The organism is Citrobacter sp. VF227 (assembly GCF_052950715.1).
This window is the reverse complement of sequence record NZ_JBRFVF010000001.1, coordinates 1,451,367-1,476,686: the sequence shown is the minus strand read 5'-3', so window position 1 is coordinate 1,476,686 and position 25,320 is coordinate 1,451,367. Positions and strand designations below refer to the sequence as shown.

Annotated in this window: 25 protein-coding genes; 19 read left to right on the top strand and 6 right to left on the bottom strand. The window is 53.0% G+C overall.

Features of this window, described 5'->3' with window-relative positions; translation table 11 throughout:
• Window positions 1-4 precede the first annotated feature (4 nt).
• The 4 genes from ACU8YC_RS07250 to ACU8YC_RS07235 all read right to left on the bottom strand — a co-directional run bounded on the left by ACU8YC_RS07250 (window position 5) and on the right by ACU8YC_RS07235 (window position 3,813).
• On the bottom strand, window positions 5-1,678 hold the full coding sequence (locus ACU8YC_RS07250) for a carbohydrate porin (protein ID WP_151217630.1): 1,674 nt from the start codon (window positions 1,676-1,678) through the stop codon (window positions 5-7).
• Window positions 1,679-1,738: 60 nt separating this feature from the next.
• On the bottom strand, window positions 1,739-2,050 hold the full coding sequence (locus ACU8YC_RS07245; protein WP_192464952.1) for a PTS lactose/cellobiose transporter subunit IIA: 312 nt from the start codon (window positions 2,048-2,050) through the stop codon (window positions 1,739-1,741).
• Between the two features lie 35 nt (window positions 2,051-2,085).
• Window positions 2,086-3,405 carry a PTS sugar transporter subunit IIC gene (locus ACU8YC_RS07240; protein WP_151217629.1) on the bottom strand — a complete coding sequence of 440 codons (1,320 nt, stop codon included), beginning with the start codon at window positions 3,403-3,405 and terminating at the stop codon, window positions 2,086-2,088.
• Between the two features lie 99 nt (window positions 3,406-3,504).
• Window positions 3,505-3,813, bottom strand: coding sequence for a PTS sugar transporter subunit IIB (locus ACU8YC_RS07235; protein ID WP_151217628.1), 309 nt, complete (start codon window positions 3,811-3,813; stop codon window positions 3,505-3,507).
• 199 nt (window positions 3,814-4,012) lie between these two features.
• Here ACU8YC_RS07235 and ACU8YC_RS07230 point away from each other — a divergent pair, with 199 nt between their 5' ends.
• Window positions 4,013-4,735, top strand: a complete 723-nt coding sequence (locus ACU8YC_RS07230) for a GntR family transcriptional regulator (RefSeq protein WP_151217627.1) — start codon at window positions 4,013-4,015, stop codon at window positions 4,733-4,735.
• A gap of 96 nt (window positions 4,736-4,831) precedes the next feature.
• Here the strand turns inward: ACU8YC_RS07230 and tkt are convergent, their stop codons facing one another.
• Window positions 4,832-6,826 carry a transketolase gene (gene tkt, locus ACU8YC_RS07225; protein WP_446895149.1) on the bottom strand — a complete coding sequence of 665 codons (1,995 nt, stop codon included), beginning with the start codon at window positions 6,824-6,826 and terminating at the stop codon, window positions 4,832-4,834.
• 278 nt (window positions 6,827-7,104) lie between these two features.
• Here tkt and maeB point away from each other — a divergent pair, with 278 nt between their 5' ends.
• The 18 genes from maeB (at window position 7,105) to eutR (ending at window position 24,331) form a co-directional block, all read left to right on the top strand.
• On the top strand, window positions 7,105-9,384 hold the full coding sequence (gene maeB, locus ACU8YC_RS07220) for an NADP-dependent oxaloacetate-decarboxylating malate dehydrogenase (RefSeq protein ID WP_151217626.1): 2,280 nt from the start codon (window positions 7,105-7,107) through the stop codon (window positions 9,382-9,384).
• Between the two features lie 159 nt (window positions 9,385-9,543).
• Window positions 9,544-9,879, top strand: a complete 336-nt coding sequence (gene eutS / locus ACU8YC_RS07215; RefSeq protein ID WP_003037995.1) for an ethanolamine utilization microcompartment protein EutS — start codon at window positions 9,544-9,546, stop codon at window positions 9,877-9,879.
• A gap of 12 nt (window positions 9,880-9,891) precedes the next feature.
• A complete protein-coding gene (eutP, locus tag ACU8YC_RS07210) occupies window positions 9,892-10,371 on the top strand; it encodes an ethanolamine utilization acetate kinase EutP (protein ID WP_151217625.1) in 480 nt (159 codons plus the stop codon).
• A complete protein-coding gene (gene eutQ, locus ACU8YC_RS07205) occupies window positions 10,349-11,062 on the top strand; it encodes an ethanolamine utilization acetate kinase EutQ (RefSeq protein WP_151217624.1) in 714 nt (237 codons plus the stop codon). The genes eutP and eutQ overlap by 23 nt, the downstream gene beginning before the upstream one ends.
• A 9-nt stretch (window positions 11,063-11,071) precedes the next feature.
• Window positions 11,072-11,875 carry an ethanolamine utilization cob(I)yrinic acid a,c-diamide adenosyltransferase EutT gene (gene eutT, locus ACU8YC_RS07200; protein WP_286544086.1) on the top strand — a complete coding sequence of 268 codons (804 nt, stop codon included), beginning with the start codon at window positions 11,072-11,074 and terminating at the stop codon, window positions 11,873-11,875.
• Window positions 11,872-12,888, top strand: coding sequence for a phosphate acetyltransferase (gene pta / locus ACU8YC_RS07195; RefSeq protein WP_048210962.1), 1,017 nt, complete (start codon window positions 11,872-11,874; stop codon window positions 12,886-12,888). Before eutT ends, pta begins: the two co-directional genes overlap by 4 nt.
• A gap of 41 nt (window positions 12,889-12,929) precedes the next feature.
• A complete protein-coding gene (eutM, locus tag ACU8YC_RS07190) occupies window positions 12,930-13,223 on the top strand; it encodes an ethanolamine utilization microcompartment protein EutM (RefSeq protein WP_005121908.1) in 294 nt (97 codons plus the stop codon).
• Between the two features lie 121 nt (window positions 13,224-13,344).
• On the top strand, window positions 13,345-13,632 hold the full coding sequence (gene eutN, locus ACU8YC_RS07185; protein ID WP_005121909.1) for an ethanolamine utilization microcompartment protein EutN: 288 nt from the start codon (window positions 13,345-13,347) through the stop codon (window positions 13,630-13,632).
• An 11-nt stretch (window positions 13,633-13,643) separates the two neighbouring features.
• Window positions 13,644-15,047, top strand: coding sequence for an aldehyde dehydrogenase family protein (locus ACU8YC_RS07180; protein ID WP_005121910.1), 1,404 nt, complete (start codon window positions 13,644-13,646; stop codon window positions 15,045-15,047).
• Window positions 15,048-15,058: 11 nt separating this feature from the next.
• Complete coding sequence (gene eutJ, locus ACU8YC_RS07175; RefSeq protein ID WP_286544089.1) at window positions 15,059-15,898, top strand: ethanolamine utilization protein EutJ; 840 nt, start codon at window positions 15,059-15,061, stop codon at window positions 15,896-15,898.
• On the top strand, window positions 15,888-17,075 hold the full coding sequence (gene eutG / locus ACU8YC_RS07170; RefSeq protein WP_414078149.1) for an ethanolamine utilization ethanol dehydrogenase EutG: 1,188 nt from the start codon (window positions 15,888-15,890) through the stop codon (window positions 17,073-17,075). Before eutJ ends, eutG begins: the two co-directional genes overlap by 11 nt.
• A 27-nt stretch (window positions 17,076-17,102) precedes the next feature.
• Window positions 17,103-18,335 carry an ethanolamine utilization protein EutH gene (eutH, locus tag ACU8YC_RS07165; protein WP_003038023.1) on the top strand — a complete coding sequence of 411 codons (1,233 nt, stop codon included), beginning with the start codon at window positions 17,103-17,105 and terminating at the stop codon, window positions 18,333-18,335.
• The gene (eutA, locus tag ACU8YC_RS07160) at window positions 18,332-19,735 is read left to right on the top strand and encodes an ethanolamine ammonia-lyase reactivating factor EutA (protein ID WP_446895148.1); all 1,404 of its coding nucleotides are present in this window, start codon (window positions 18,332-18,334) and stop codon (window positions 19,733-19,735) included. The genes eutH and eutA overlap by 4 nt, the downstream gene beginning before the upstream one ends.
• Before the next feature lie 11 nt (window positions 19,736-19,746).
• Window positions 19,747-21,108 carry an ethanolamine ammonia-lyase subunit alpha gene (gene eutB, locus ACU8YC_RS07155; RefSeq protein WP_003038029.1) on the top strand — a complete coding sequence of 454 codons (1,362 nt, stop codon included), beginning with the start codon at window positions 19,747-19,749 and terminating at the stop codon, window positions 21,106-21,108.
• 20 nt (window positions 21,109-21,128) lie between these two features.
• On the top strand, window positions 21,129-22,019 hold the full coding sequence (eutC, locus tag ACU8YC_RS07150; RefSeq protein ID WP_003038033.1) for an ethanolamine ammonia-lyase subunit EutC: 891 nt from the start codon (window positions 21,129-21,131) through the stop codon (window positions 22,017-22,019).
• A 9-nt stretch (window positions 22,020-22,028) separates the two neighbouring features.
• Window positions 22,029-22,688: an ethanolamine utilization microcompartment protein EutL gene (gene eutL / locus ACU8YC_RS07145; RefSeq protein WP_040233508.1), complete on the top strand. Its 660-nt coding sequence runs from the start codon at window positions 22,029-22,031 to the stop codon at window positions 22,686-22,688.
• Window positions 22,689-22,699: 11 nt separating this feature from the next.
• On the top strand, window positions 22,700-23,230 hold the full coding sequence (eutK, locus tag ACU8YC_RS07140) for an ethanolamine utilization microcompartment protein EutK (RefSeq protein ID WP_446895147.1): 531 nt from the start codon (window positions 22,700-22,702) through the stop codon (window positions 23,228-23,230).
• 48 nt (window positions 23,231-23,278) lie between these two features.
• The gene (gene eutR, locus ACU8YC_RS07135; protein WP_446895146.1) at window positions 23,279-24,331 is read left to right on the top strand and encodes an HTH-type transcriptional regulator EutR; all 1,053 of its coding nucleotides are present in this window, start codon (window positions 23,279-23,281) and stop codon (window positions 24,329-24,331) included.
• An 88-nt stretch (window positions 24,332-24,419) separates the two neighbouring features.
• Here eutR and hemF read toward each other — a convergent pair whose 3' ends face one another.
• Window positions 24,420-25,319 carry an oxygen-dependent coproporphyrinogen oxidase gene (hemF, locus tag ACU8YC_RS07130; RefSeq protein WP_446895145.1) on the bottom strand — a complete coding sequence of 300 codons (900 nt, stop codon included), beginning with the start codon at window positions 25,317-25,319 and terminating at the stop codon, window positions 24,420-24,422.
• Window position 25,320 lies beyond the last annotated feature (1 nt).

Sequence of the window (25,320 nt, the reverse complement as noted above, 5' to 3'; positions counted from 1 at the left end):
ATTATTACCACCAGACTTCGGCTTGCACACCGGCCATAAATTCATCTTTACTTTTATCATCAAAATTAAAGTTAGAGAGTTCATTGTCCAAAATATTAATATATGTGCCATAGAAACGAATTTCAGGTCTTGAGCCTAAAATACTGGTTCCAACTTTAAAGGCATGGTAAAGGGTCGTTTTATATGCTGATTCATCAAGGGTAATACCTTGTTGAGTTTTATTACGTTGTTTAAACCAGCCTAATTCTACGCCAGTTTGATTCCAGGTATTCCAGATCCATGCTGGACGAATAACCGTACGAATACTATCGAAATCACTGTGTGCGCCGCTTTCATAACTGTATACATCTTCCCCATGAGAATAGACCAAAGCATTGGCCATAATGATATTGTCACCGAGATACATTTCTCCCTGGGAAATCAAACGCCAGGCAATACCGTCGGTATGATCGCCATAGTAGTAACGACCATGAGACATAGTATTGCTTGCATCGGAGAAACTGGCGAAACTACTGGCATAAGAGTTGTTAGCAATTTGCAGAGTAAATTCGTTAAACGCATCACGCTCCATGTTTTGACGAAGTATTGATGTCAACATCCAGCTATCTTTTATTTCAAAGTAGCTACCGTCATTTTCATTGTTTTCCTGTTGATTGGTTTTATTAGGTGAAGAGTATTTGGCCATCAGCGATAACATTCCATTATTCCATAAAGGTATATTCCTGTAGCGCAGATCGACAGAATTGGTATTCATTTGAGTGGTATGTTCAAAATCGCGGGAATAGACATCAACATCATCGCGGCTTAAGGAAACATCGAGCATGCCTGGCCCTAATGCCCAATTTTCAATACCCACTCCAGCGGCGACATCCGCAGTTAATGTTTTCCAGTCAAGCATCTGAATTTCATACTGAGGTAATTTATGCTTGCCCACCCAAAAATCAGCGTCAGGTGCAAAAGGTAAAAAACCACGAGTTGTCAGATAAATATCACTGAATTGCATGATATTTTCATTATCACTGTCGCCAAACCATGCGTCGTTGTATTGTTCACCAACGTTACCATCGTAGGTGACAATCGCATTAGCCGTTTTACCATCCTGATTATAAACGCGTTGATTTAATGTCAGATCGAACCAACCGCTCATTTCGTTACCAAAACGGCCCAACGATCCGGCTGCATAAGTTTCCGGCGAACCGTGATTACCCGTCCCCCATCCGGAGCGAAAATATCCCTGGTAACTAAAACCGATATCATCCTTAATGTACTTGCTGATATCTTTAAGCGTGACGCTTTCAATGGTGGTCTGTTCACCGTTGCTGTCAATAACGGCTATCTGCTGACTACCTTTAACCGTAGCATTCTCCGCGGATTGGGTGAGTTCGCCATTTTCATTCGCTATGTTATCGGCGACGGGGGATGATTTTGATGGTTCAGAAATAGCTGCCTTGCGGTAACCATTTGCTATTATACTGTGCTGCAAAGATGCAACCTTTGATTTGTAATGCCCCAATTCTTCTTTTGTTTTTTGCAGTTCATTCTTGTTTTCTGTCAGCTCTGTTTCAAGAAGTTCCAGCCTTTGTTCAATAGTTAATTTATTTGCCAGTGCGCTAGCAGGGTATAAAGCGAGGCATACCAATACATATAAAATATTGGTTTTGTATTTATTTAATTGCATATAGAGTATCCTTGATAAGCTAAAATACCTTCCTCTAACTGGTTGCTGAAGGAAAGTAAATCAGGAAAAAAGCTCTTTCCTTAATGCTATTATTTCTTTGACTAAGTCCTGGCAAAGTATCGCATTCATCAAATGATCCTGTGCGTGTACGAGAATTAAATTGACATTTATTTTTCCACAGCCTTCATCCTGGCTGATTAAAGCCGTTTGTATTTTATGAGCCTGAAGGCTTGCTTCTTCTGAGCTTTTCAGCAATTGCGTTACAGCATCCCAATTTTTTTCACGCGCATACTTCAGCGACTCCATTGCGTCGGAACGAGCTTGTCCGGCATGAATCAATAATTCCATTACTGTTTCTTCATTGGCAAACATAAATAACTCCTGGTTTTTATTTGATAATCTGATGGTTATTCAGCTGTGGTAGCATTCACTTTATTGGAAGCAATAACGAAGGGTAAATAGATCAATGTTGCAACGCCGAGGCAGAGCAAGCCCACGAGTAAAGCCAACCAGTTACCACCTGTTCCAAGAAATGCGATGAGGGGGCCTGGGGTGGTCCACGGCACGGCATAGGCAACCGGGGGAATGATTTTCATCGTGACAAAGAAATAGCCAATCAGCGAGTTAACAATCGGCACCAGAATGAAAGGCACCATCATTATTGGGTTCAATACAATAGGTAAGCCAAACATGACCGGTTCATTAATATTGAAAATACCGGGTATAAAAGACATCTTGGCCAGATCTCTATATTCAGCGCGACGTGAAGCAATAAAGATCGCCAGTAATAACCCTAAGGTCATACCTGAGCCACCGCAGTTTGCAAATGCATCGTTGATTGATGTCCAGGTTACCGGGTAGGGGGCATCCCAGGTTGCGCCGTGCTGGGCGGCCCAGGAAAGGTTTTCCAGGTTTGCTTCGGAAAAAACCGTTTCACGAATAGCTGATGTTGTATTAGGGCCATGGATCCCGAGAACCCACAGAAAATTTCCGACGGCGCCCAGAACGATGACAGCGAAGATGTTCGTCCCCATATGCTTGAGAGGAGCCTGAATTAACGTATAGATCAGATCGTTGAGCCCATTGGGAGAGATAAGGGAGAGTAAAAAATTCAGTGCTGAAAAAAAGATCATCACAAAGAAAATGGGTAATAACACTTTGAACGATCGTGCAACTGCAGGTGGAACCGCTGCTGGCATGGTGATGGTTATCTTGGGATTTCTTGCCATCCGACAAAAAATTTCACTGGTCAATAACGCCACGATGACTGCAACAAACAGGCCTTGTGCACCTAAAAATTTGGTTGTCAGAAATGCCTGGTTATCGATCATCTGATAGGGAGTATAAACAATGAAAAACGCGCCAATAGCTGTTAATCCACACAGAAGCTCATCCTGTTCGTAGCTGATTGCCATGTTTCTGGCGACGAGAAACGCAATCATGATGGACATGATATTCACGGAGCCATTCATTACTGGGGTAAAGATGGCTTGAGCCTTTTCCAGGTTCGGGAATATGCTGCTAAGATGCAGCAGTCCGGCGATAAAGCCATCGGGTGATAAGATCGCAAAATTTATTAATACAATTAATGAACTTGCCATTATAATTGGAAAGGTATAGACAAACCCATCTCTAACAGCAGCAACGTGCTTTTGTGAATTTAATTTTATTGCTATTGGAACAAGAAAACGTTCCATCCCTCGCTCAAAGGTATTCATTAATCCCATTACGGTCACCTGTAATTGTTAGGTATTTATTTTGGATAGGTCTTTTGGTTCCTGAGTTGGTTATTCTCAGGAGCAGGAATATACTATGCAGTGCGTTGGTTACTTGAGAAGTTTCAGTGCAAACTCCAGAACTGCTTTGCCATTCATTGATCCGTAATCTTTCATATCAATAACCGCGACAGGGATTTTTCCTTGTGCAACCTCTTCAATTTCAGATTTCTGAAAACGAACCTGTGGACCTAATAAGACAACATCGGCTTCATTGTTTTTGATCCGTCCTTTGGCTTCCGCAATAGCCAGAGCATTAATATTAAAATCAGCATTGATAGTTATGGCATGTTGAATCATTCTCTTTACTAACATGCTGGTCGACATTCCCGCGGCACAAACCAATAATATATTTTTCATATAAATCCTCAATTGTTATATTAAATCTGAATGACTACGTTTTAATATTATTTAATCCTTGGGGTGTTTTTTGTTACATTGGTCACAGTCGATATCGATAAATAGGTTCAGTTTGATTAGAAAAAATGAACAACTTTCCATTTTTTCGTTTTCATATAACGTAACTAATTGTTTTTTATGAATGCAAAGAGGTGCTAAAGTGGTATTCCAGAATATTGCAAAAATGCTGAAAGATATCATTAATGGATATTTATATAATGTGGGTGATTTATTGCCGTCAGAAGTCGAATTGGCACAGCGTTTTAATGTTTCACGCAATACCTTACGAAAAGCGCTGAATCTCTTAGAGAGTGAGGGGGTAATTGAACGTAAGCACGGTTCCGGTACCTATGTGAAGAAGAAGATTTTTGTCGCACATGTACATCACATGAACAGTTTTAGTGAGATTGCATATAACAGTGGTAAAGAGGTCGTTAGCCAGATTATGAAGTTTGAACTACAGGTAGCCTCAGGACGTATTGCTAAAGAATTAAATATGGAGCAAAGTGAATCAGTATATTATATAAAACGACTGCGGGTGATTGATAATAAACCAGCGCAATTAGAGGAAACCTGGCTTTCAGTGAGTCGCTTCCCGCAATTAACCATTTCACATATGAGGAATTCCAAATTTACGTATATAGAAAAAGAATGTAATATTAAAATAATTGGCACGTTTGAAACGTTTTCTCCGGTATTTCCAACGGCGGAAATAGCCAGTATTCTTCATACCAGTACCAAAGATCCAATATTGAGAATTCAAACGCAGGCAGTTGATGAAAATTACCAACCAATTGATTATTCTATATTGCATTCAAATATATTTGAGTTTCAGGTGAAATATTTTTTACCACGCCAGAAAGCATGCCAAGACTTAAAATGAAAAACGATGTCTGCATGCCAGAATAAAGGCTATTTTGTTGGTCACTTTAATGAGGGACGTAATGTCCCTCGTATGCGGGTTAAGACGGATGAATAGTTATTTTGTCAGCACCTTATGCGCTTTCTCTACGATGTTGTCCACCGTAAAGCCGAAGAACGGGAACAGCTTGTCTGCCGGCGCCGACTCCCCATAGCCCGTCATACCAACAATCGCCCCTTTCAGCCCAACATATTTGTACCAGTAATCGGCAATACCGGCTTCTACCGCCACGCGTGCGCTAACGTTTGCTGGCAGGACCGACTCCCGGTACGTCTCATCCTGGGCGTCGAAGATATCGGTTGAAGGTAGAGAAACAACCCGTACGTTACGGCCTTCGCCGGTCAGTTTTTCCGCAGCCAGCAGCGTGATTTCCATTTCTGAACCGGTAGCAATCAGGATAACATCCGGCTTACCGCCGCTATCTTTCAGCACGTAGCCGCCGCGGGCAATCTGCTGCACTTGCTCAGGCGTGCGTTCAACCTGCACCAGATTCTGCCTGGAAAGGATCAGCGCCGTAGGGCCATTATGACGCTCGACAGCCAGCTTCCAACCCACTGCTGCCTCAACCTGATCGCACGGTCGCCAGGTGCTGAAATTCGGCGTCAGTCGCAGGCTGGCGAGCTGTTCGACGGCCTGATGTGTGGGACCATCTTCCCCCAGACCAATCGAGTCGTGGGTATAAACCATGATTTGTCGGGCTTTCATCAGCGCCGCCATGCGTGCGGCATTACGGGCATATTCAACAAACATCAGGAACGTTGCGGTGTATGGTACGAAGCCACCGTGGTGCGCGATACCGTTGGCAATCGCGGTCATACCAAATTCACGCACGCCATAGTGGATGTAGTTTCCTGCATGATCCTCCTTAAGAGAAGTGGAGTCTTTCCAGATGGTCAGGTTGCTGGGCGCAAGATCCGCTGAGCCGCCAAGCAGTTCGGGCAGCATCGGTCCGTAGGCGTTCAGGGTATTTTGCGAGGCCTTACGGGTGGCTATTTTGGCCGGGTTGGCTTGCAGGTCGGTAATATATTTCTGGGTTGTTTCTTCCCATGCTTCCGGCAGTTCTCCGCTCATCCGCCGGGTAAACTCTGCCGCCAGTTCCGGATGCGCTTGTCGATACGCCGCGAATTTCTCATTCCAGTCCTGTTGCGCTTTTTCGCCTTTCTCGCGCGCGTCCCACGCGCGATAAATCTCTTTGGGGACCTCAAAAGCAGGATGATGCCAACCTAATTTCTGTCGGGCCAGCGCCACTTCTTCTTCACCTAACGGCGCACCGTGCGCTTCCTCTTTCCCGGCTTTATTCGGTGATCCAAAACCAATCACCGTGCGGCAGATAATCAACGACGGCTTGTCGGTAACGCTTTGCGCTTGCTGAATCGCTTTTTTCACCGCTTCAGGATCGTGACCGTCAATATCGTGTATCACATGCCAGTGGTAGGCCTCGAAGCGTTTCGCAGTATCGTCGGTAAACCAGCCGTCGGTTTCGCCATCAATTGAGATGCCGTTGTGATCGTAGAAGCCGATGAGTTTACCAAGTCCCAGCGTGCCCGCCAGCGAACAGACTTCGTGAGAAATCCCCTCCATCAGGCAGCCGTCGCCCATAAAAACCCAGGTGAAATGGTCGACAATCTCATGGTCCGGCTGGTTAAACTGCGCCGCCAGCGTGCGTTCGGCAATCGCCATTCCGACAGCGTTGGCTAAACCCTGGCCCAGCGGCCCGGTGGTGGTTTCCACGCCCGGCGTGTAGCCAAGCTCCGGGTGGCCGGGAGTTTTTGAATGCAGCTGGCGGAAGTTTTTTAATTCTTCCAGCGGCAGGTCATAGCCGGAAAGATGCAGCAGACTGTAAAGCAGCATTGATGCGTGGCCGTTGGACAAAATAAACCGATCGCGATCGTACCAGTGAGGATCGCTTGGATTATGGCGGAGGAAATCATTCCACAGTACTTCGGCGATATCAGCCATACCCATTGGCGCGCCGGGGTGGCCTGAGTTAGCTTTTTGTACGGCATCCATACTTAGCGCACGAATGGCATTGGCAAGATCTTTACGGGTCATAGGAAATACTCCTTGAAAAGTAAAGCGTTAGAGCGTGTGTTAATTCACACTTTTGGAGAATTTGCAGGCGTTGTCAGCAAAAAGCATAGCAGACAGGCATGGTATTGCTGGCTTAAGCAGGTAACATGGTTGTTATAAATTGATAACAAATTCTTTCTTTGAGTAGTGAGAGTTTGGGGACCTTCAAAGTTTGCGCCGCTGACAGAGGTGATAATGTGCGGCTCAATAGAAGGGTACCTGCGACACTTTTTTGATCGATACGTGAAAGGAACAACAAGATGGATGACCAGTTAAAACAAAGCGCCCTCGATTTCCACGAATTTCCAGTACCAGGCAAAATTCAGGTTTCTCCGACCAAACCGCTTGCCACTCAACGTGATCTTGCGCTGGCCTATTCACCCGGTGTTGCAGCACCGTGTCTGGAAATTGAAAAGGACCCGCTGGCGGCCTACAAATACACCGCGCGCGGCAACCTGGTTGCGGTTATCTCTAACGGTACGGCGGTGCTGGGGCTGGGCAACATTGGCGCGCTGGCTGGCAAGCCGGTGATGGAAGGTAAAGGCGTTCTGTTTAAGAAATTCGCCGGGATTGACGTGTTCGACATCGAAGTAGATGAACTCGATCCGGATAAATTTATCAACGTGGTCGCGGCCCTGGAGCCCACGTTTGGCGGCATTAACCTCGAAGATATTAAAGCGCCAGAATGCTTCTACATTGAGCAAAAGCTGCGTGAGCGCATGAATATTCCGGTCTTCCACGACGATCAGCACGGCACGGCAATCATCAGTACCGCCGCCATTCTTAACGGTCTGCGGGTGGTTGAGAAAAATATCTCTGATGTGCGCATGGTGGTGTCCGGCGCAGGTGCGGCAGCGATTGCCTGTATGAACCTGCTGGTGGCGCTGGGGATGCAGAAACACAACATTGTGGTTTGCGACTCCAAGGGCGTGATTTACAAAGACCGCGAACCGAACATGGCGGAAACCAAAGCGGCTTACGCGGTGGTGGATGACGGTAAGCGCACGTTGGACGACGTGATTGATGGCGCAGACATTTTCCTTGGCTGTTCCGGCCCGAAAGTGCTGACGCAGGAAATGGTCAAGAAGATGGCGCGTGCGCCAATGATTCTGGCGCTGGCGAACCCGGAACCGGAAATCCTGCCGCCGCTGGCAAAAGAGGTGCGTTCCGACGCCATCATTTGCACCGGTCGTTCCGACTACCCGAACCAGGTTAACAACGTTCTGTGCTTCCCGTTCATCTTCCGCGGCGCGCTGGATGTCGGCGCTACTGCTATCAACGAAGAGATGAAACTGGCCGCGGTACACGCCATTGCTGAGCTGGCGCACGCCGAGCAGAGCGAAGTGGTGGCTTCTGCCTATGGCGATCAGGACCTGAGCTTTGGCCCGGAATACATTATTCCTAAGCCGTTCGACCCACGTCTGATCGTCAAAATCGCCCCTGCGGTCGCGAAGGCGGCGATGGACTCCGGTGTGGCAACGCGCCCGATTGCCGACTTTGACGCTTATATCGATAAGCTGACCGAATTCGTCTACAAAACCAACCTGTTTATGAAGCCGATTTTCTCGCTGGCACGCAAAGCGCCGAAGCGCGTGGTGTTGACGGAAGGGGAAGAGGCGCGAGTGCTGCACGCCACTCAAGAATTGATCACTTTAGGTCTGGCGAAGCCGATCCTGATTGGTCGTCCGAGCGTGATCGAAATGCGCATCCAGAAACTGGGTCTGCAGATCAAAGCGGGCGTTGATTTTGAGATCGTCAACAATGAATCCGATCCGCGTTTTAAAGAGTACTGGAGTGAGTATTATCAGATCATGAAGCGTCGTGGGATCACTCAGGAGCAGGCGCAGCGGGCGGTGATTGCTAATACCACGGTGATCGGCGCGATCATGGTGCAGCGCGGTGAAGCGGATGCGATGATCTGCGGCACAATCGGCGACTACCACGAGCACTTCAGCGTGGTAAATGCGGTATTTGGTTACCGTGATGGCGTACATACGGCTGGGGCAATGAACGCCCTGCTGCTGCCAAGCGGTAACACCTTTATCGCCGATACCTACGTCAATGACGATCCTACGCCGGAGCAACTGGCAGAGATCGCTGTGATGGCGGCAGAAACCGTGCGTCGCTTTGGCATCGAGCCGAAGGTGGCACTGCTGTCGCACTCCAATTTTGGTTCATCTGACTGCCCGTCGGCCAGCAAAATGCGTGAGGCGCTGGCGCTGATTAAGGCTCATGCGCCAGAACTGATGATTGACGGTGAAATGCACGGTGACGCCGCGCTGGTGGAAAGTATTCGTAATGACCGGATGCCGGACAGCCCGCTGAAAGGCTCCGCCAATATTCTGGTCATGCCGAATATGGAAGCCGCGCGTATTAGTTACAACTTACTACGAGTTTCAAGTTCAGAAGGCGTAACGGTCGGCCCGGTACTGATGGGCGTAGCGAAACCGGTTCACGTATTAACACCGATTGCTTCTGTTCGTCGTATCGTAAATATGGTGGCGCTGGCGGTCGTAGAAGCGCAAACGCAGCCGCTGTAATTTCACTTTAATTAATTCCGGCGCGGGTTTCTCCCGCGCCTTTTTATTTCCTCTTTCTTAGTGATCCACTTCACCTTTTAAACCTGGTTGCCGAATTTTGTTATTTACTCTGACAAAAAATTGCCACGATGAGGGCAGTTTTAGCGGAGGCGGTGAGCAATGGAAAAAGAACGCATTATTCAGGAGTTTGTGCCGGGGAAACAGGTCACGCTGGCGCATCTCATTGCGCACCCCGGTGAGGAACTGGCGAAAAAGATCGGCGTTCCCGAAGCGGGCGCTATCGGCATCATGACGTTGACGCCAGGCGAAACCGCGATGATTGCAGGTGACTTAGCGATGAAAGCGGCGGATGTACACATCGGCTTTCTCGATAGATTCAGCGGCGCGCTGGTGATCTACGGCTCAGTAGGCGCGGTAGAAGAAGCGTTATTACAGACGGTAAGCGGCCTCGGGCGATTATTAAATTTCACTTTGTGCAATCTGACAAAAAGTTAATCAGAGGCGGTGATGAAACGTATTGCGTTTGTCGGTACGGTGGGGGCAGGGAAAACAACGCTCTTTAACGCGCTACAAGGGAATTATTCCCTCGCCAGAAAAACACAGGCCGTGGAGTTTAATGAAAACGGCGATATCGATACGCCAGGAGAATATTTTAGCCATCCGCGCTGGTATCACGCCTTAATTACCACGCTGCAGGATGTCGATACGTTGATTTATATACATGCGGCAAATGATAAAGAAAGTCGCTTACCTGCCGGGCTGTTGGATATCGGCGCCAGTAAACGACAAATCGCCGTTATCAGCAAAACGGATGTGCCGGATGCCGACGTCGCCGCAACGCGACAACTACTTCGTGGGATGGGGTTTCAGGAGCCAATTTTTGAGCTCAATTGCCACGACCCAAGCAGTGTGCAGCACCTGGTGGATTATCTGACTGAGCTCAGCCAAAAGGAGGAAAGGGCAGGTGAAAAAACTCATCACAGCTAACGATATTCGTGCGGCCCACGCACGCGGCGAACAGGAAATGTCTGTTGTTCTGCGCGCCAGTATCATCACCCCGGAGGCGCGCGAAGTTGCGGCGCTGCTCGGCGTCACTATCACTGAATGCGATGAATCCGCTCCGGCCACTATGTCGGCCACAACCGCAGCGCCTGCTGCGGTGGAGGACGGCAAAACGGAAAGCCAGCGCATTCGTGAAACCATCATTGCGCAATTGCCAGAAGGGCAGTTTACCGAAAGCCTGGTCGCCCAACTGATGGACAAAGTGATGAAGGAAAAGCAGTCGCTGGAACAGGGCGGAATGCAGCCGAGTTTTAAATCGGTGACTGGCAAAGGCGGTGTGAAAGTCATCGACGGCAGCAGCGTGAAGTTTGGTCGTTTTGATGGCGCGCAGCCGCACTGCGTCGGTTTAACCGATCTGGTGACCGACCAGGACGGCAGCAGTATGGCCGCCGGGTTTATGCAGTGGGATAACGCATTTTTCCCATGGACGCTGAACTACGACGAAATCGACATGATTCTGGAAGGCGAGCTGCACGTTCGTCATGAAGGCGAAACCATGATTGCCAAAGCCGGGGACGTGATGTTTATCCCGAAAGGCTCCAGCATCGAATTTGGTACGCCATCAACAGTGAAGTTCCTGTATGTGGCCTGGCCTGCGAACTGGCAGTCCTGCTAAGGCGGATGTATGAAGGATTTCATTACCGAAGCATGGCTCAGAGCGAATCATACGCTCAGCGAAGGGGCTGAAATTCATCTCCCCGCTGATGCTCGCCTGACGCCGTCTGCCCGGGAATTGCTGGAAAGCCGTCGTCTGCGCATTAAGTATATCGACGAGCAGGGAAGCTTGTTTGTTGACGACGAGGAACAGCAGCAGCAGCCGGTACATGGTTTAACCAGCAGCGATACACATCCGCAGGCGACCTGTGAACTGTGTCATCAACCGGTGGCGAAGAAACCTGACACGCTGACGCATCTGACGGCGGACAAAATGGTCGCCAAAAGTGACCCGAGGCTTGGATTTCGCGCCGCGCTGGACAGCACCATTGGTCTGGCCGTGTGGTTGCAAATTGAACTGGCGGAGCCGTGGCAGCCGTGGCTGGCGGATATTCGCTCGCGCCTGGGCAATATTATGCGGGCTGATGCTGTGGATGAACCGCTGGCCGCACAAGCCATTGTTGGTTTAAGCGACGAAGATTTACACCGCCTTTCGCATCAGCCGCTGCGTTACCTGGACCACGATCATCTGGTGCCTGAAGCCAGCCACGGACGTGATTGCGCGTTGCTTAATCTGCTGCGCACTAAAGTCCGCGAAACGGAAACGGTGGCCGCTCAGGTATTTATCACCCGCAGTTTTGAAGTCTTGCGACCGGACATTCTGCAGGCGCTCAACCGTCTTTCCAGTACGGTTTACGTAATGATGATTCTGAGCGTGGCGAAGCATCCGCTAAGCGTCAGCCAAATCCAACAGCGACTGGGGGAGAAGTCATGATCATTGAACGTGCTCGCCAACTCGCCAAACAAACGCCCGCTCGGGTGGTGTTCCCGGATGCGCTGGATGTACGGGTGCTGAAAGCCGCCAATTACCTGCACCAGCACGGTCTGGCACGCCCCATTCTCGTCGCCAGCCCGTTTGCGCTACGCCAGTTTGCACTCAGCCATCGCGTAGCCATGGATGGTATTCAGGTTATTGATCCACAAAGCAATGTACAGATGCGTGAAGAGTTTGCCCTGCGTTGGCTGGCCCGCGCGGGCGAAAAAACGCCGCCGGATGCGCGCGAGAAGCTCAACGATCCACTGATGTTTGCCGCCGCGATGGTCAGTGCCGGTAAAGCCGATGTGTGTATTGCAGGCAACTTGTCGTCAACGGCAAACGTGCTGCGTGCAGGATTGCGCATTATTGGATTACAGCCTGGCTGCAAAACGCTGTCGTCAATTTTCCTGATGCTGCCGCAGTATCTCGGGCCGTCATTAGGATTTGCAGACTGTAGCGTTGTGCCGCAGCCCACCGCTGCACAGTTGGCGGACATCGCCATCGCCAGCGCTGAAACCTGGAAGGCGATCACGGGTGAAGAGCCGCGCGTGGCCATGCTGTCGTTTTCCAGCAACGGCAGTGCTCGTCATCCCAATGTTGCTAACGTGCAGCAGGCTACGGAGATCGTTCGTGAGCGTGCCCCACAGCTTACCGTGGATGGGGAACTGCAATTTGATGCCGCTTTTGTGCCGGATGTCGCCGCGCAAAAAGCGCCCGCCAGTCCGTTAAAGGGCAATGCCAATGTGATGGTTTTTCCATCGCTGGAGGCAGGCAATATTGGTTATAAAATCGCCCAGCGTTTGGGAGGGTATCGTGCCGTTGGTCCATTGATTCAGGGCCTTGCAGCACCGCTTCATGACCTCTCTCGTGGCTGTAGCGTACAGGAAATTATCGAACTGGCGTTAGTGGCAGCTGTGCCGCGCCAGACTGACGTGAGCCGTGAAAGCGTCTCGCAAACACTGGTTGAATGAACGGTCCCGTTCTGGACCCCTTTGATTAAGAGGAAAGCATAATGGAAGCATTAGGAATGATTGAAACCCGGGGCCTGGTTGCACTGATTGAGGCTTCTGACGCAATGGTTAAGGCGGCGCGCGTGAAACTGGTTGGCGTGAAGCAGATCGGTGGCGGCCTGTGTACTGCCATGGTTCGTGGTGATGTGGCAGCCTGCAAAGCGGCTACGGATGCTGGTGCTGCTGCCGCGCAGCGTATCGGTGAACTGGTTTCTGTGCACGTTATCCCGCGTCCGCATGGCGATCTGGAAGAAGTGTTCCCGATCAGCTTCAAAGGCGACAGCAACGATATGTAAGTCGTCCAAGTGACGCCACTGGAGCGTTGAGAGAAAGCTGGCGTCACCCTCTCTCCTTTTCACATTACCTTTTGCGGAGGGTAGGGGGAGGTTTTACCTGAAATATGCCACGGAGGCGGGTATGAAACTGGCAATCGTCACAGGACAAATTGTTTGTACCGTTCGCCATCAGGGGCTCGCGCACGACAAGTTGCTGATGGTGGAAATGATTGATGCCCAGGGAAATCCCGACGGGCAGTGCGCTGTTGCGATAGACAGCATCGGGGCGGGAACCGGAGAGTGGGTGCTGCTGGTCAGTGGAAGCTCAGCCCGCCAGGCGCACCATAACGACTCATCGCCTGTCGATCTGTGCGTGATTGGCATCGTCGATGAAGTGGTGGCAGGTGGGAAAGTGGTATTTCACAAATAAGGCAGAAAATCATGAATCAACAGGATATTGAACAGGTCGTGAAAGCGGTGCTGCTGAAAATGAAAGACAGCAGTCAGCCCGTCAGTGCCGTTCAAGAAATGGGCGTCTTTGCCTCCCTGGATGACGCAGTAGCGGCAGCAAAAGTGGCTCAGCAGGGGCTGAAAAGCGTCGCTATGCGCCAACTGGCCATTCACGCCATTCGTGAAGCGGGCGAAAAACACGCCAGAGAATTAGCGGAATTTGCCGTCAGTGAAACCGGCATGGGACGCGTTGAAGATAAATTTGCCAAAAACGTGGCGCAGGCTCGTGGCACCCCAGGCGTGGAATGCCTGTCTCCACAGGTATTGACCGGCGATAACGGCCTGACGCTGATTGAAAACGCACCTTGGGGCGTGGTGGCTTCGGTAACGCCGTCCACCAACCCGGCGGCGACCGTCATTAACAACGCCATCAGCCTGATTGCCGCGGGTAACAGCGTCGTCTTTGCGCCGCATCCGGCAGCAAAAGGCGTTTCTCAGCGCGCGATCGGCCTGCTTAACCAGGCGGTGGTCGCCGCAGGTGGTCCGGCTAACCTGCTGGTAACCGTTGCTAATCCGGATATCGAAACCGCACAGCGTCTGTTCAAGTACCCGGGCATCGGACTGCTGGTCGTCACCGGTGGTGAAGCGGTGGTGGAGTCTGCGCGTAAGCATACCAACAAGCGTCTGATTGCCGCAGGTGCCGGTAACCCGCCGGTGGTGGTGGATGAAACGGCCGATCTGACTCGCGCCGCGCAGTCCATCGTCAAAGGCGCATCGTTTGATAACAACATTATCTGTGCCGATGAAAAAGTGTTGATCGTCGTGGATAGCGTTGCTGATGAACTGATGCGTCTGATGGAAGGCCAGCACGCGGTCAAACTGACAACCGCCCAGGCTGAACAGCTACAACCGGTACTACTGAAAAATGTCGATGAGCGCGGTAAAGGCACGGTCAGCCGTGACTGGGTCGGGCGCGACGCGGCAAAAATCGCCGCGGCGATCGGCCTGAACGTTCCGGAGCAAACCCGCTTGTTGTTCGTCGAAACCTCCGCCACGCATCCGTTTGCTGTGACTGAACTGATGATGCCGGTGCTGCCGGTGGTGCGGGTAGCTAACGTTGACGAAGCCATTGCGCTGGCCGTTACGCTCGAAGGTGGTTGTCACCATACGGCGGCGATGCACTCACGCAACATCGACAATATGAACCGTATGGCTAACGCCATCGACACCAGCATTTTCGTCAAGAACGGACCATGCATTGCCGGCCTTGGACTTGGTGGCGAAGGCTGGACGACCATGACCATTACCACGCCAACCGGGGAAGGGGTGACCAGTGCGCGCACGTTTGTACGCCTGCGTCGCTGTGTGCTGGTGGATGCGTTTCGCATCGTATAAGGAGTGAAAAGATGGCGCATGACGAACAACTGTGGCTCACACCCAGACTGCAAAAAGCGGCATCGCTGTGTAACCAGACGCCTGCCGCAAGCGATTCACCGCTGTGGTTGGGCGTTGATTTGGGAACCTGTGATGTGGTGTCGATGGTTGTCGACAACGAAGGGCAGCCGGTTGCGGTTTGTCTGGACTGGGCCGACGTCGTGCGCGATGGCATCGTCTGGGATTTCTTCGGTGCTGTGACCATTGTTCGTCGCCATCTCGATACGCTCGAACAACAACTGGGTTGCCGCTTTACCCATGCGGCAACCTCGTTTCCACCGGGAACGGACCCACGAATCTCCATTAACGTGCTGGAGTCAGCCGGACTTGAAGTGAGTCATGTGCTCGACGAGCCGACTGCCGTGGCGGATCTGTTGCAGCTCGATAACGCTGGCGTGGTGGATATCGGCGGTGGAACGACCGGTATCGCCATTGTGAAACAGGGCAAAGTGACTTACTCCGCTGACGAAGCGACCGGTGGGCACCACATTTCCCTGACGCTCGCCGGGAATCGTCGTATTCAACTGGAAGAAGCCGAGCAGTTCAAACGCAGCAACGGCAAAGAAATCTGGCCGGTGGTTAAGCCGGTTTACGAAAAGATGGCGGAAATTGTCGCCCATCATATTGCCGGACAAGGGATTACGGATTTATGGCTGGCCGGTGGGTCCTGTATGCAGCCGGGGGTTGATGAGCTGTTTCGTAAGCGTTTCCCGGAGCTGCAGGTGCATTTACCGCAGCACAGTCTGTTTATGACCCCGCTGGCGATTGCCAATAGCGGAAAAGTAAAAGCGGAAGGAATCTATGCAAGCTGAATTGCAGACCGCGCTCTTTCAGGCATTCGATGCACTGAATCTGCAACGCGTAAAAACGTTCAGCGTTCCACCGGTCACATTATGCGGACTGGGAGCGCTCAGTACCTGCGGACAGGAAGCGCAAACGCGCGGACTGACGCATATGTTCGTCATGGTTGACAGCTTCCTGCATGAGGCGGGGATGACCGCCGCTCTGGAACGTAGCCTGGCGATGAAAGGCGTGGCAATGACGCTGTGGCCATGTCCGGTCGGCGAACCGTGCATCACGGACGTCTGCGCGGCGGTCGCGCAATTGCGTGAATCGAAGTGCGATGGCGTGGTGGCCTTTGGTGGCGGCTCTGTGCTGGATGCCGCTAAAGCAGTGGCGCTGCTGGTGACCAACCCGACGCAAACGCTAGCTGACATGACGGAGCACAGTGTACTGCGCCCGCGTCTACCGATGATTGCCGTGCCAACCACCGCCGGGACCGGGTCAGAAACCACCAACGTTACGGTGATTATTGATGCCGCCACCGGACTTAAAAAAGTGCTGGCCCACGCAACCCTTATGCCAGACGTCGCCATTCTGGATGCCGCGGTAACGGAAGGCGTTCCTGCGCACGTGACGGCAATGACTGGCATTGACGCGCTGACCCATGCCGTTGAAGCGTATAGCGCGCTAAACGCGACGCCGTTTACCGACAGCCTGGCGATTGGCGCGATTGCGATGATTGGTAAATCGCTGCCGAAAGCGGTGGGATACGGCCATGATCTGGCGGCGCGGGAAAGCATGTTACTGGCGTCCTGCATGGCGGGAATGGCGTTTTCCAGCGCGGGACTGGGCCTGTGTCACGCGATGGCACACCAGCCGGGCGCTGCGCTGCACATCCCGCACGGACAAGCTAACGCCATGCTGCTGCCCACGGTAATGGGGTTCAACCGCATGGTGTGCCGTGAGCGTTTCAGCCACATCGGACGGGCGTTAACCAACAAGAAGTCGGACGATCGTGATGCCATCAACGCCGTCAGCGAGCTGATTAGCGAAGTGGGCCAGACCAAACGACTCTCTGACGTTGGGGCAAAGCCCGAGCATTACAGCGCATGGGCAAACGCCGCGCTGGAGGATATTTGTATTCGCAGTAATCCACGCACCGCCACGCAGGCCGACATTATCGCGTTGTATGCGGCGGCACAATAAATACACATATGACAGGGAGTGAAGGCTATGGGAATTAACGAAATCATCATGTACATCATGATGTTCTTTATGCTGATTGCTGCCGTGGACAGGATCCTGTCTCAGTTCGGCGGTTCGGCGCGCTTCCTCGGTAAGTTTGGTAAGAGCATTGAGGGATCGGGCGGTCAGTTCGAAGAAGGCTTTATGGCAATGGGCGCGCTGGGCCTGGCGATGGTCGGTATGACCGCGCTGGCGCCGGTACTGGCGCATGTGCTCGGACCGGTAATCATTCCGCTGTACGAAATGCTGGGCGCGAACCCGTCGATGTTTGCCGGAACGCTGCTGGCGTGCGATATGGGCGGCTTCTTCCTGGCGAAAGAACTGGCGGGCGGCGACGTGGCGGCATGGTTGTACTCTGGCCTGATTCTCGGCGCGATGATGGGACCGACACTGGTCTTCTCCATTCCGGTTGCGCTGGGAATTATTGAACCGTCTGACCGTCGTTATCTGGCGCTGGGCGTGCTGGCCGGTATCGTCACCATTCCGATTGGCTGTATTGCGGGTGGTTTGGTTGCGATGTACTCCGGTGTGGAAATAAACGGTCAGCCAGTGGAGTTCACCTTTGCACTGATCCTGATGAACATGATCCCGGTGCTGATCGTGGCCGTGCTGGTGGCGCTGGGACTGAAATTCATCCCGGAAAAAATGATCAACGGCTTCCAGATCTTCGCCAAGTTCCTGGTAGCGCTGATCACCCTCGGTCTGGCGGCGGCAGTCATCAAGTTCCTGCTCGGCTGGGAGCTAATCCCGGGTCTTGATCCTATTTTCATGGCACCGGGCGATAAGCCGGGTGAAGTGATGCGCGCCATCGAAGTTATCGGTTCTATCTCCTGTGTGCTGCTGGGCGCCTACCCGATGGTGCTGCTGCTGACCCGCTGGTTTGAAAAACCGCTGATGAGCGTTGGCAACCTGTTGAAAGTTAATAATATTGCGGCTGCGGGTATGGTAGCAACGCTTGCCAACAACATCCCGATGTTCGGCATGATGAAAAACATGGATACCCGCGGCAAAGTGATCAACTGCGCCTTTGCAGTCTCTGCGGCCTTCGCCCTGGGTGACCACTTAGGCTTCGCCGCTGCCAACATGAACGCCATGATCTTCCCGATGATTGTCGGCAAGCTGATCGGCGGCGTGACGGCGATTGGCGTGGCTATGCTGTTAGTACCGAAAGACGAAGATGTTCCGGCTCCAGCAGAAACCAATCCGGAGGCGCAATCGTGAATACCCGCCAGCTACTCAGCGTCGGTATCGATATCGGCACCACCACCACTCAGGTAATTTTCTCGCGCCTTGAGCTGGTCAATCGTGCGGCAGTGTCGCAGGTGCCGCGTTACGAATTCATCAAACGCGAAATTAGCTGGCAAAGCCCGGTGTTCTTTACACCCGTTGATAAGCAGGGTGGGTTGAAAGAGGCCGAACTGAAAGCTCTGATCCTCGCCCAGTATCAGGCGGCGGGGATTGCCCCAGAGACCGTCGATTCCGGTGCGATCATCATTACCGGGGAAAGCGCCAAAACCCGCAATGCACGACCTGCGGTGATGACGCTCTCCCAGTCGCTGGGTGACTTCGTGGTGGCAAGCGCTGGTCCACATCTGGAATCGGTGATTGCCGGTCACGGCGCGGGAGCGCAAACCCTGTCCGAACAGAAATTGTGCCGCGTACTGAATATCGACATCGGCGGCGGTACGTCGAACTACGTCTTGTTCGACGCGGGAAAAGTCAGCGGCTCGGCCTGCCTGAACGTCGGCGGACGGCTACTGGAAACAGACGGTCAAGGGCGCGTGGTGCATACGCATCAGCCAGGACAGATGATTGTTGATGACGTATTTGGTCCAGGCACTGATGCCCGAACCCTCAATGCGGCGCAGCTTGTTCTGGTGGCCCGGCGGATGGCTGCGCTGATTGTGGAGGTGATTGACGGCACGCTGTCACCGCTGGCGCAGGCGCTGATGCAAACCGGTCTGTTACCGGTTGGCGTGAAACCTGAAGTGATTACGTTGTCCGGTGGGGTGGGCGAGTGCTACCGCAACCAACCTGCCGATCCGTTCTGTTTTTCCGACATTGGGCCGCTGTTAGCAACGGCGCTGCATGAACATCCGCGCCTGCGTGAGATGAACGTGCAGTTTCCGGCGCAAACCGTGCGCGCCACGGTGATTGGCGCCGGGGCGCATACGCTGTCGCTTTCGGGCAGCACTATCTGGCTGGAGGGTGTGGCGCTTCCGCTGCGCAATCTGCCAGTGGCGATTCCGGTTGATGAGGCTGATCTGGTGGCCGCCTGGCAACAGGCGCTAATGCAGCTCGATCTGGACCCGCAAACGGACGCCTACGTGCTGGCGCTGCCCGGTTCGCTACCGGTGCGCTACGCCGCGCTGTTAACGGTGATTGATGCGCTGCTGGCCTTTGTCGCGCGCTATCCGAATCCGCATCCCCTGCTGGTGGTAGCCGAGCAGGATTTTGGTAAAGCCCTGGGCATGCTTTTACGCCCACAGTTACAGCAACACCCGCTGGCGGTCATCGATGAGGTGGTTGTCCGGGCGGGGGACTATATCGACATTGGTACGCCTCTTTTTGGCGGATCGGTTGTGCCGGTGACGGTGAAATCACTCGCATTTCCTTCCTGAGGGAACGACTTATGAAACTAAAGACCACATTGTTCGGCAATGTTTATCAGTTTAAGGATGTTAAAGAGGTGCTGGCAAAAGCCAACGAACTGCGTTCGGGGGATGTGCTGGCAGGTGTGGCAGCAACCAGTTCGCAAGAGCGCGTGGCGGCCAAGCAGGTGCTGTCGGAAATGACGGTAGCGGATATTCGCAACAACCCGGTGATTTCCTATGAAGAGGACTGCGTGACGCGTCTTATTCAGGATGACGTCAACGAAACGGCCTATAACCGCATCAAGAACTGGAGTATCAGCGAGCTGCGCGAGTATGTGCTGAGCGATGAAACCTCCGTGGATGACATTGCGTTTACGCGCAAAGGGTTAACGTCGGAAGTGGTCGCCGCGGTAGCAAAAATCTGCTCTAACGCGGACCTGATCTACGGCGGTAAGAAAATGCCGGTGATCAAAAAGGCCAACACTACCATCGGTCTGCCGGGCACCTTCAGTTGCCGTTTACAGCCTAACGACACCCGTGATGATGTGCAGAGTATTGCCGCACAAATCTACGAAGGGCTGTCCTTTGGTGCGGGCGATGCGGTAATTGGCGTCAACCCGGTAACGGATGACGTGGAAAACTTAAGCCGTGTGCTCGATACCGTGTATGGCGTTATCGACAAGTTTAATATTCCAACTCAGGGCTGCGTACTGGCACACGTTACCACCCAGATCGAAGCGATTCGTCGTGGCGCGCCGGGTGGGTTGATTTTCCAGAGTATCTGCGGCAGTGAGAAAGGCTTAAAAGAATTTGGCGTTGAGCTGGCGATGCTGGATGAGGCGCGTGCAGTGGGCGCGGAATTTAACCGCATAGCCGGGGAAAACTGCCTGTACTTCGAAACAGGACAAGGCTCCGCGCTCTCTGCGGGCGCTAACTTCGGCGCCGATCAGGTGACGATGGAAGCGCGTAACTACGGGCTGGCGCGTCACTACGATCCGTTCCTCGTGAACACCGTGGTGGGCTTTATCGGGCCGGAGTATCTCTACAACGACCGCCAGATTATTCGCGCGGGCTTAGAAGATCACTTTATGGGCAAGCTGAGCGGCATCTCAATGGGCTGTGACTGCTGCTACACCAACCACGCGGATGCTGACCAGAACCTCAACGAAAACCTGATGATTCTGCTCGCCACCGCTGGCTGCAACTACATCATGGGCATGCCGCTCGGTGACGACATCATGCTCAACTACCAGACCACCGCGTTCCACGACACTGCGACCGTGCGCCAGTTGCTGAACCTGCGTCCGTCGCCGGAGTTTGAACGCTGGCTGGAAACCATGGGCATTATGGCAAACGGTCGCCTGACCAAACGGGCGGGCGATCCGTCACTGTTCTTCTGATGACGCGGGGATGACACACGATGGATCAAAAACAGATTGAAGAAATTGTACGCAGTGTAATGGCGTCAATGGGGGAGCCGCAGGTTCAAGCGCCATCAGCGGAAGTGAAATGCAGCACTACGCAGTGCGCCGCGCCGACCGGTGAAAGCTGTGCGATGGACTTAGGCTCAGCCGAAGCGAAAGCGTGGATTGGCGTTGAGAATCCGCATCGGGCAGAGGTATTGACCGAACTGCGCCGTAGCACCGCTGCGCGTGTATGTACCGGGCGCGCCGGTCCTCGTCCGCGTACCCAGGCGCTGCTGCGCTTCCTGGCTGACCACTCGCGTTCGAAAGATACGGTATTGAAAGAAGTGCCGGAAGAGTGGGTAAAAGCCCAGGGACTACTGGAAGTGCGCTCGGAAATCAGCGACAAAAACCTGTATCTGACGCGCCCGGACATGGGACGTCGTCTGAGTGCGGAAGCCATTGAAGCACTGAAATCACAGTGTGTAATGAATCCGGATGTGCAGGTGATTATTTCTGATGGCCTGTCTACTGACGCCATCACCGCCAACTACGAAGAGATTCTCCCACCGCTGTTGTCAGGCTTAAAACAGGCCGGACTGAAGGTCGGAACCCCGTTCTTCGTTCGCTATGGTCGCGTGAAAATCGAAGATCAGATCGGCGAACTGCTCGGCGCGAAAGCGGTGATTCTGCTGGTAGGTGAACGTCCGGGCCTCGGCCAGTCGGAAAGTCTTTCTTGCTATGCCGTCTATTCGCCGCGCGTGGCGACGACCGTTGAAGCCGACCGTACCTGTATCTCGAATATTCACCAGGGCGGTACGCCACCGGTTGAAGCGGCGGCGGTGATTGTAGATTTGGCCAAACGCATGCTGGAGCAAAAAGCGTCCGGCATCAATATGACCCGATAAGGAGGCATCATGCCCGCATTAGATTTGATTAGACCTTCAGTCACCGCAATGCGCGTGATTGCCTCGGTAAATGACGGTTTTGCCCGTGAACTTAAATTACCGCCACATATACGTAGTCTCGGACTCATCACAGCAGATTCTGATGACGTGGCGTATATTGCCGCAGACGAAGCGACAAAACAGGCGATGGTGGAAGTGGTTTATGGCCGCTCGCTGTATGCCGGTGCGGCGCACAGTCCCTCTCCAACCTCGGGCGAAGTGCTGATCATGCTCGGTGGACCTAACCCGGCAGAAGTTCGCGCCGGTCTGGATGCGATGGTCGCCAATATTGAAAGTGGCGCGGCGTTCCAGTGGGCCAATGACGCAGAAGATACCGCTTTCCTCGCGCACGTGGTTTCGCGTACCGGTTCGTATCTCTCGGCGACCGCAGGATGCCGACTTGGCGATCCGATGGCGTATCTGGTTGCACCGCCGCTGGAAGCAACATTTGGTATTGATGCGGCGCTCAAATCTGCCGATGTACAGATTGTCACCTATGTGCCGCCACCGTCAGAAACCAACTACTCAGCGGCGTTTTTAACCGGTAGCCAGGCCGCCTGTAAAGCTGCCTGTAACGCTTTTGCTGATGCTGTTCTGGATATTGCTCGTAATCCTGTTCAGCGCGCGTAAGAGAGGTTGCAATGATCAATGCACTGGGATTACTGGAAGTGGATGGCATGGTGGCTGCCGTAGACGCGGCGGATGCCATGCTGAAAGCCGCGAACGTGCGTCTGCTCAGTCACCAGGTGCTGGATCCTGGCAGGCTGACTCTGGTTGTGGAAGGCGATCTGGCTGCGTGTCGTGCAGCGCTGGACGCCGGAAGCGCAGCCGCAGCGCGTACAGGTCGTGTTGTCAGTCGCAAGGAGATAGGGCGGCCAGAAGATGACACCCAGTGGCTGATCGGCGGTTTTACGCGCCAGCCGAAGAAATCAGAACAGAAGTCAGAAGTGAAAGCAGATGTAAAAGCAGAGAAGACGCAGGGTGCCCCGGTGGCTTCTGAATCCTCTGCACAGCTTCTGACGCTGTTGGCATCGGTCCGTCAAGGAATGACGGCAGGGGAAGTGGCTGCGCACTTTGGCTGGTCACTTGATGAAGCCAGAAAGGCGCTTGAACATCTCTTTTCTGACGGAGCGTTGCGTAAACGCAGTAGTCGCTATCGCTTAAAAAATTAACCTGTCGGAGGGCCGGGGGCTTCGTTGAAGCTTCCGGCTTAAAAGATCATGAAAAAGACCCGTACTGCTAACCTGCACCATCTTTATCATGAAGCATTACCCGAAGACGTTAAACTTACGCCGAAAGTGGAGGTGGACAACGTTCACCAGCGGCGAACAACGGATGTGTATGAGCATGCGCTGACGATTACCGCCTGGCAGCAGATCTACGACCAATTGCATCCGGGAAAATTTCATGGCGAGTTCACGGAAATCCTGCTCGACGATATTCAGGTGTTCCGTGAATACACCGGTCTGGCGCTGCGTCAGTCGTGTCTTGTCTGGCCGAACTCATTCTGGTTTGGTATTCCGGCCACTCGCGGCGAACAGGGATTTATCGGCACCCAGTGTCTGGGCAGTGCTGAAATCGCTACTCGTCCAGGTGGGACAGAGTTTGAACTGAGTACGCCGGATGATTACACCATTTTGGGTGTCGTCATTTCAGAAGAGGCGATTGCCCGTCAGGCTAACTTCCTGCATAACCCGGAAAGGGTGCTGCATATGCTGCGCAACCAGTCGGCACTGGAGGTGAAAGAACAACACAAAGCCGCGCTTTGGGGCTTTGTACAGCAGGCGCTGGCAACGTTCAGCGAAAATCCGGCGAATCTACATCAGCCTGCGGTGCGTAAAGTGTTGGGCGATAACCTGCTGCTGGCAATGGGCACGATGCTGGAAGAAGCGCAACCGATAATCACGGCTGAGAGCATCAGCCATCAGAGCTATCGCCGCTTGCTGTCGCGGGCGCGCGAATACGTGCTGGAAAATATGTCGGAACCGCTGACCGTGCTCGACCTGTGTAACCAGCTGCACGTCAGCCGCCGGACGTTGCAAAACGCCTTTCACTCAATCCTCGGTATTGGGCCGAATGCCTGGTTAAAACGCATTCGCCTGAACGCCGTGCGTCGCGAGCTGATAAGCCCGTGGTCACAAAGTACCACGGTGAAAGACGCCGCCATGCAGTGGGGATTCTGGCATTTAGGGCAGTTCGCCACCGACTACCAGCAACTGTTTGCGGAGAAACCGTCGCTGACGCTGCATCAGCGTATGCGCCAGTGGGCGTGATGAAATTATTATGCCGGATGCCTTGCGTCTTATCCGGTCTGGGAGGCGGCGCTGTTGTTGGCCTGAGAAGCCTGGCGCCATCAGGCCATTACACCCAGTCACGCACCTGAATAAACTCGCTAAGGGTGGCTTCCGGGCTGTTCGCTTCCGGATGGTAGTCATATTCCCAACGCACCAGCGGCGGCATCGACATTAGAATGGATTCCGTCCGCCCGCCGGTCTGCAGACCGAACAATGTGCCGCGATCCCACACCAGGTTAAATTCCACATAGCGTCCGCGACGATAAAGCTGAAAATTGCGTTCACGCTCGCCCCAGCTCATTGCTTTGCGGCGCTCGACGATGGGCAAATACGCCTCGGCATAACCCTTTCCAACAGCCTGCATAAAGGCGAAGCTGCGATCGAAATTCGGCGTATTCAAATCATCGAAAAAAAGTCCGCCAATGCCGCGCTGTTCGTTGCGATGTTTGAGAAAGAAGTAGTCATCGCACCACTTCTTGTAACGTGGATAAACGTCATCTCCGAACGGCTGGCACAGATCCCGCGCCGTGCGGTGCCAATGAACTGCATCCTCATCAAAGCCGTAGTAGGGCGTTAAGTCAAAGCCGCCGCCAAACCACCACACCGGGTCGGCGCCCGGTTTTTCCGCGATAAAAAACCGTACGTTGGCATGGCTGGTGGGAATGTAAGGATTCTGTGGATGCACCACCAGCGAGACGCCCATGGCCTCAAAGCTGCGCCCGGCAAGCTCCGGGCGATGGGCGGTAGCCGATGCTGGCATTGCATCGGCATGAACGTGGGAGAAGTTGACGCCCGCTTGCTCAAAAATACCGCCGTTACGCAGTACCCGGCTGCGCCCGCCGCCGCCCGCTTCGCGCTGCCAGTTATCTTCAACGAATCCGGCACCATCTACGGCAGATAACTGCTGACAAATATCATCCTGCAGGCTGAGCAGGAACTGTTTTACGCGCTGTGCATCGGGCTTCATG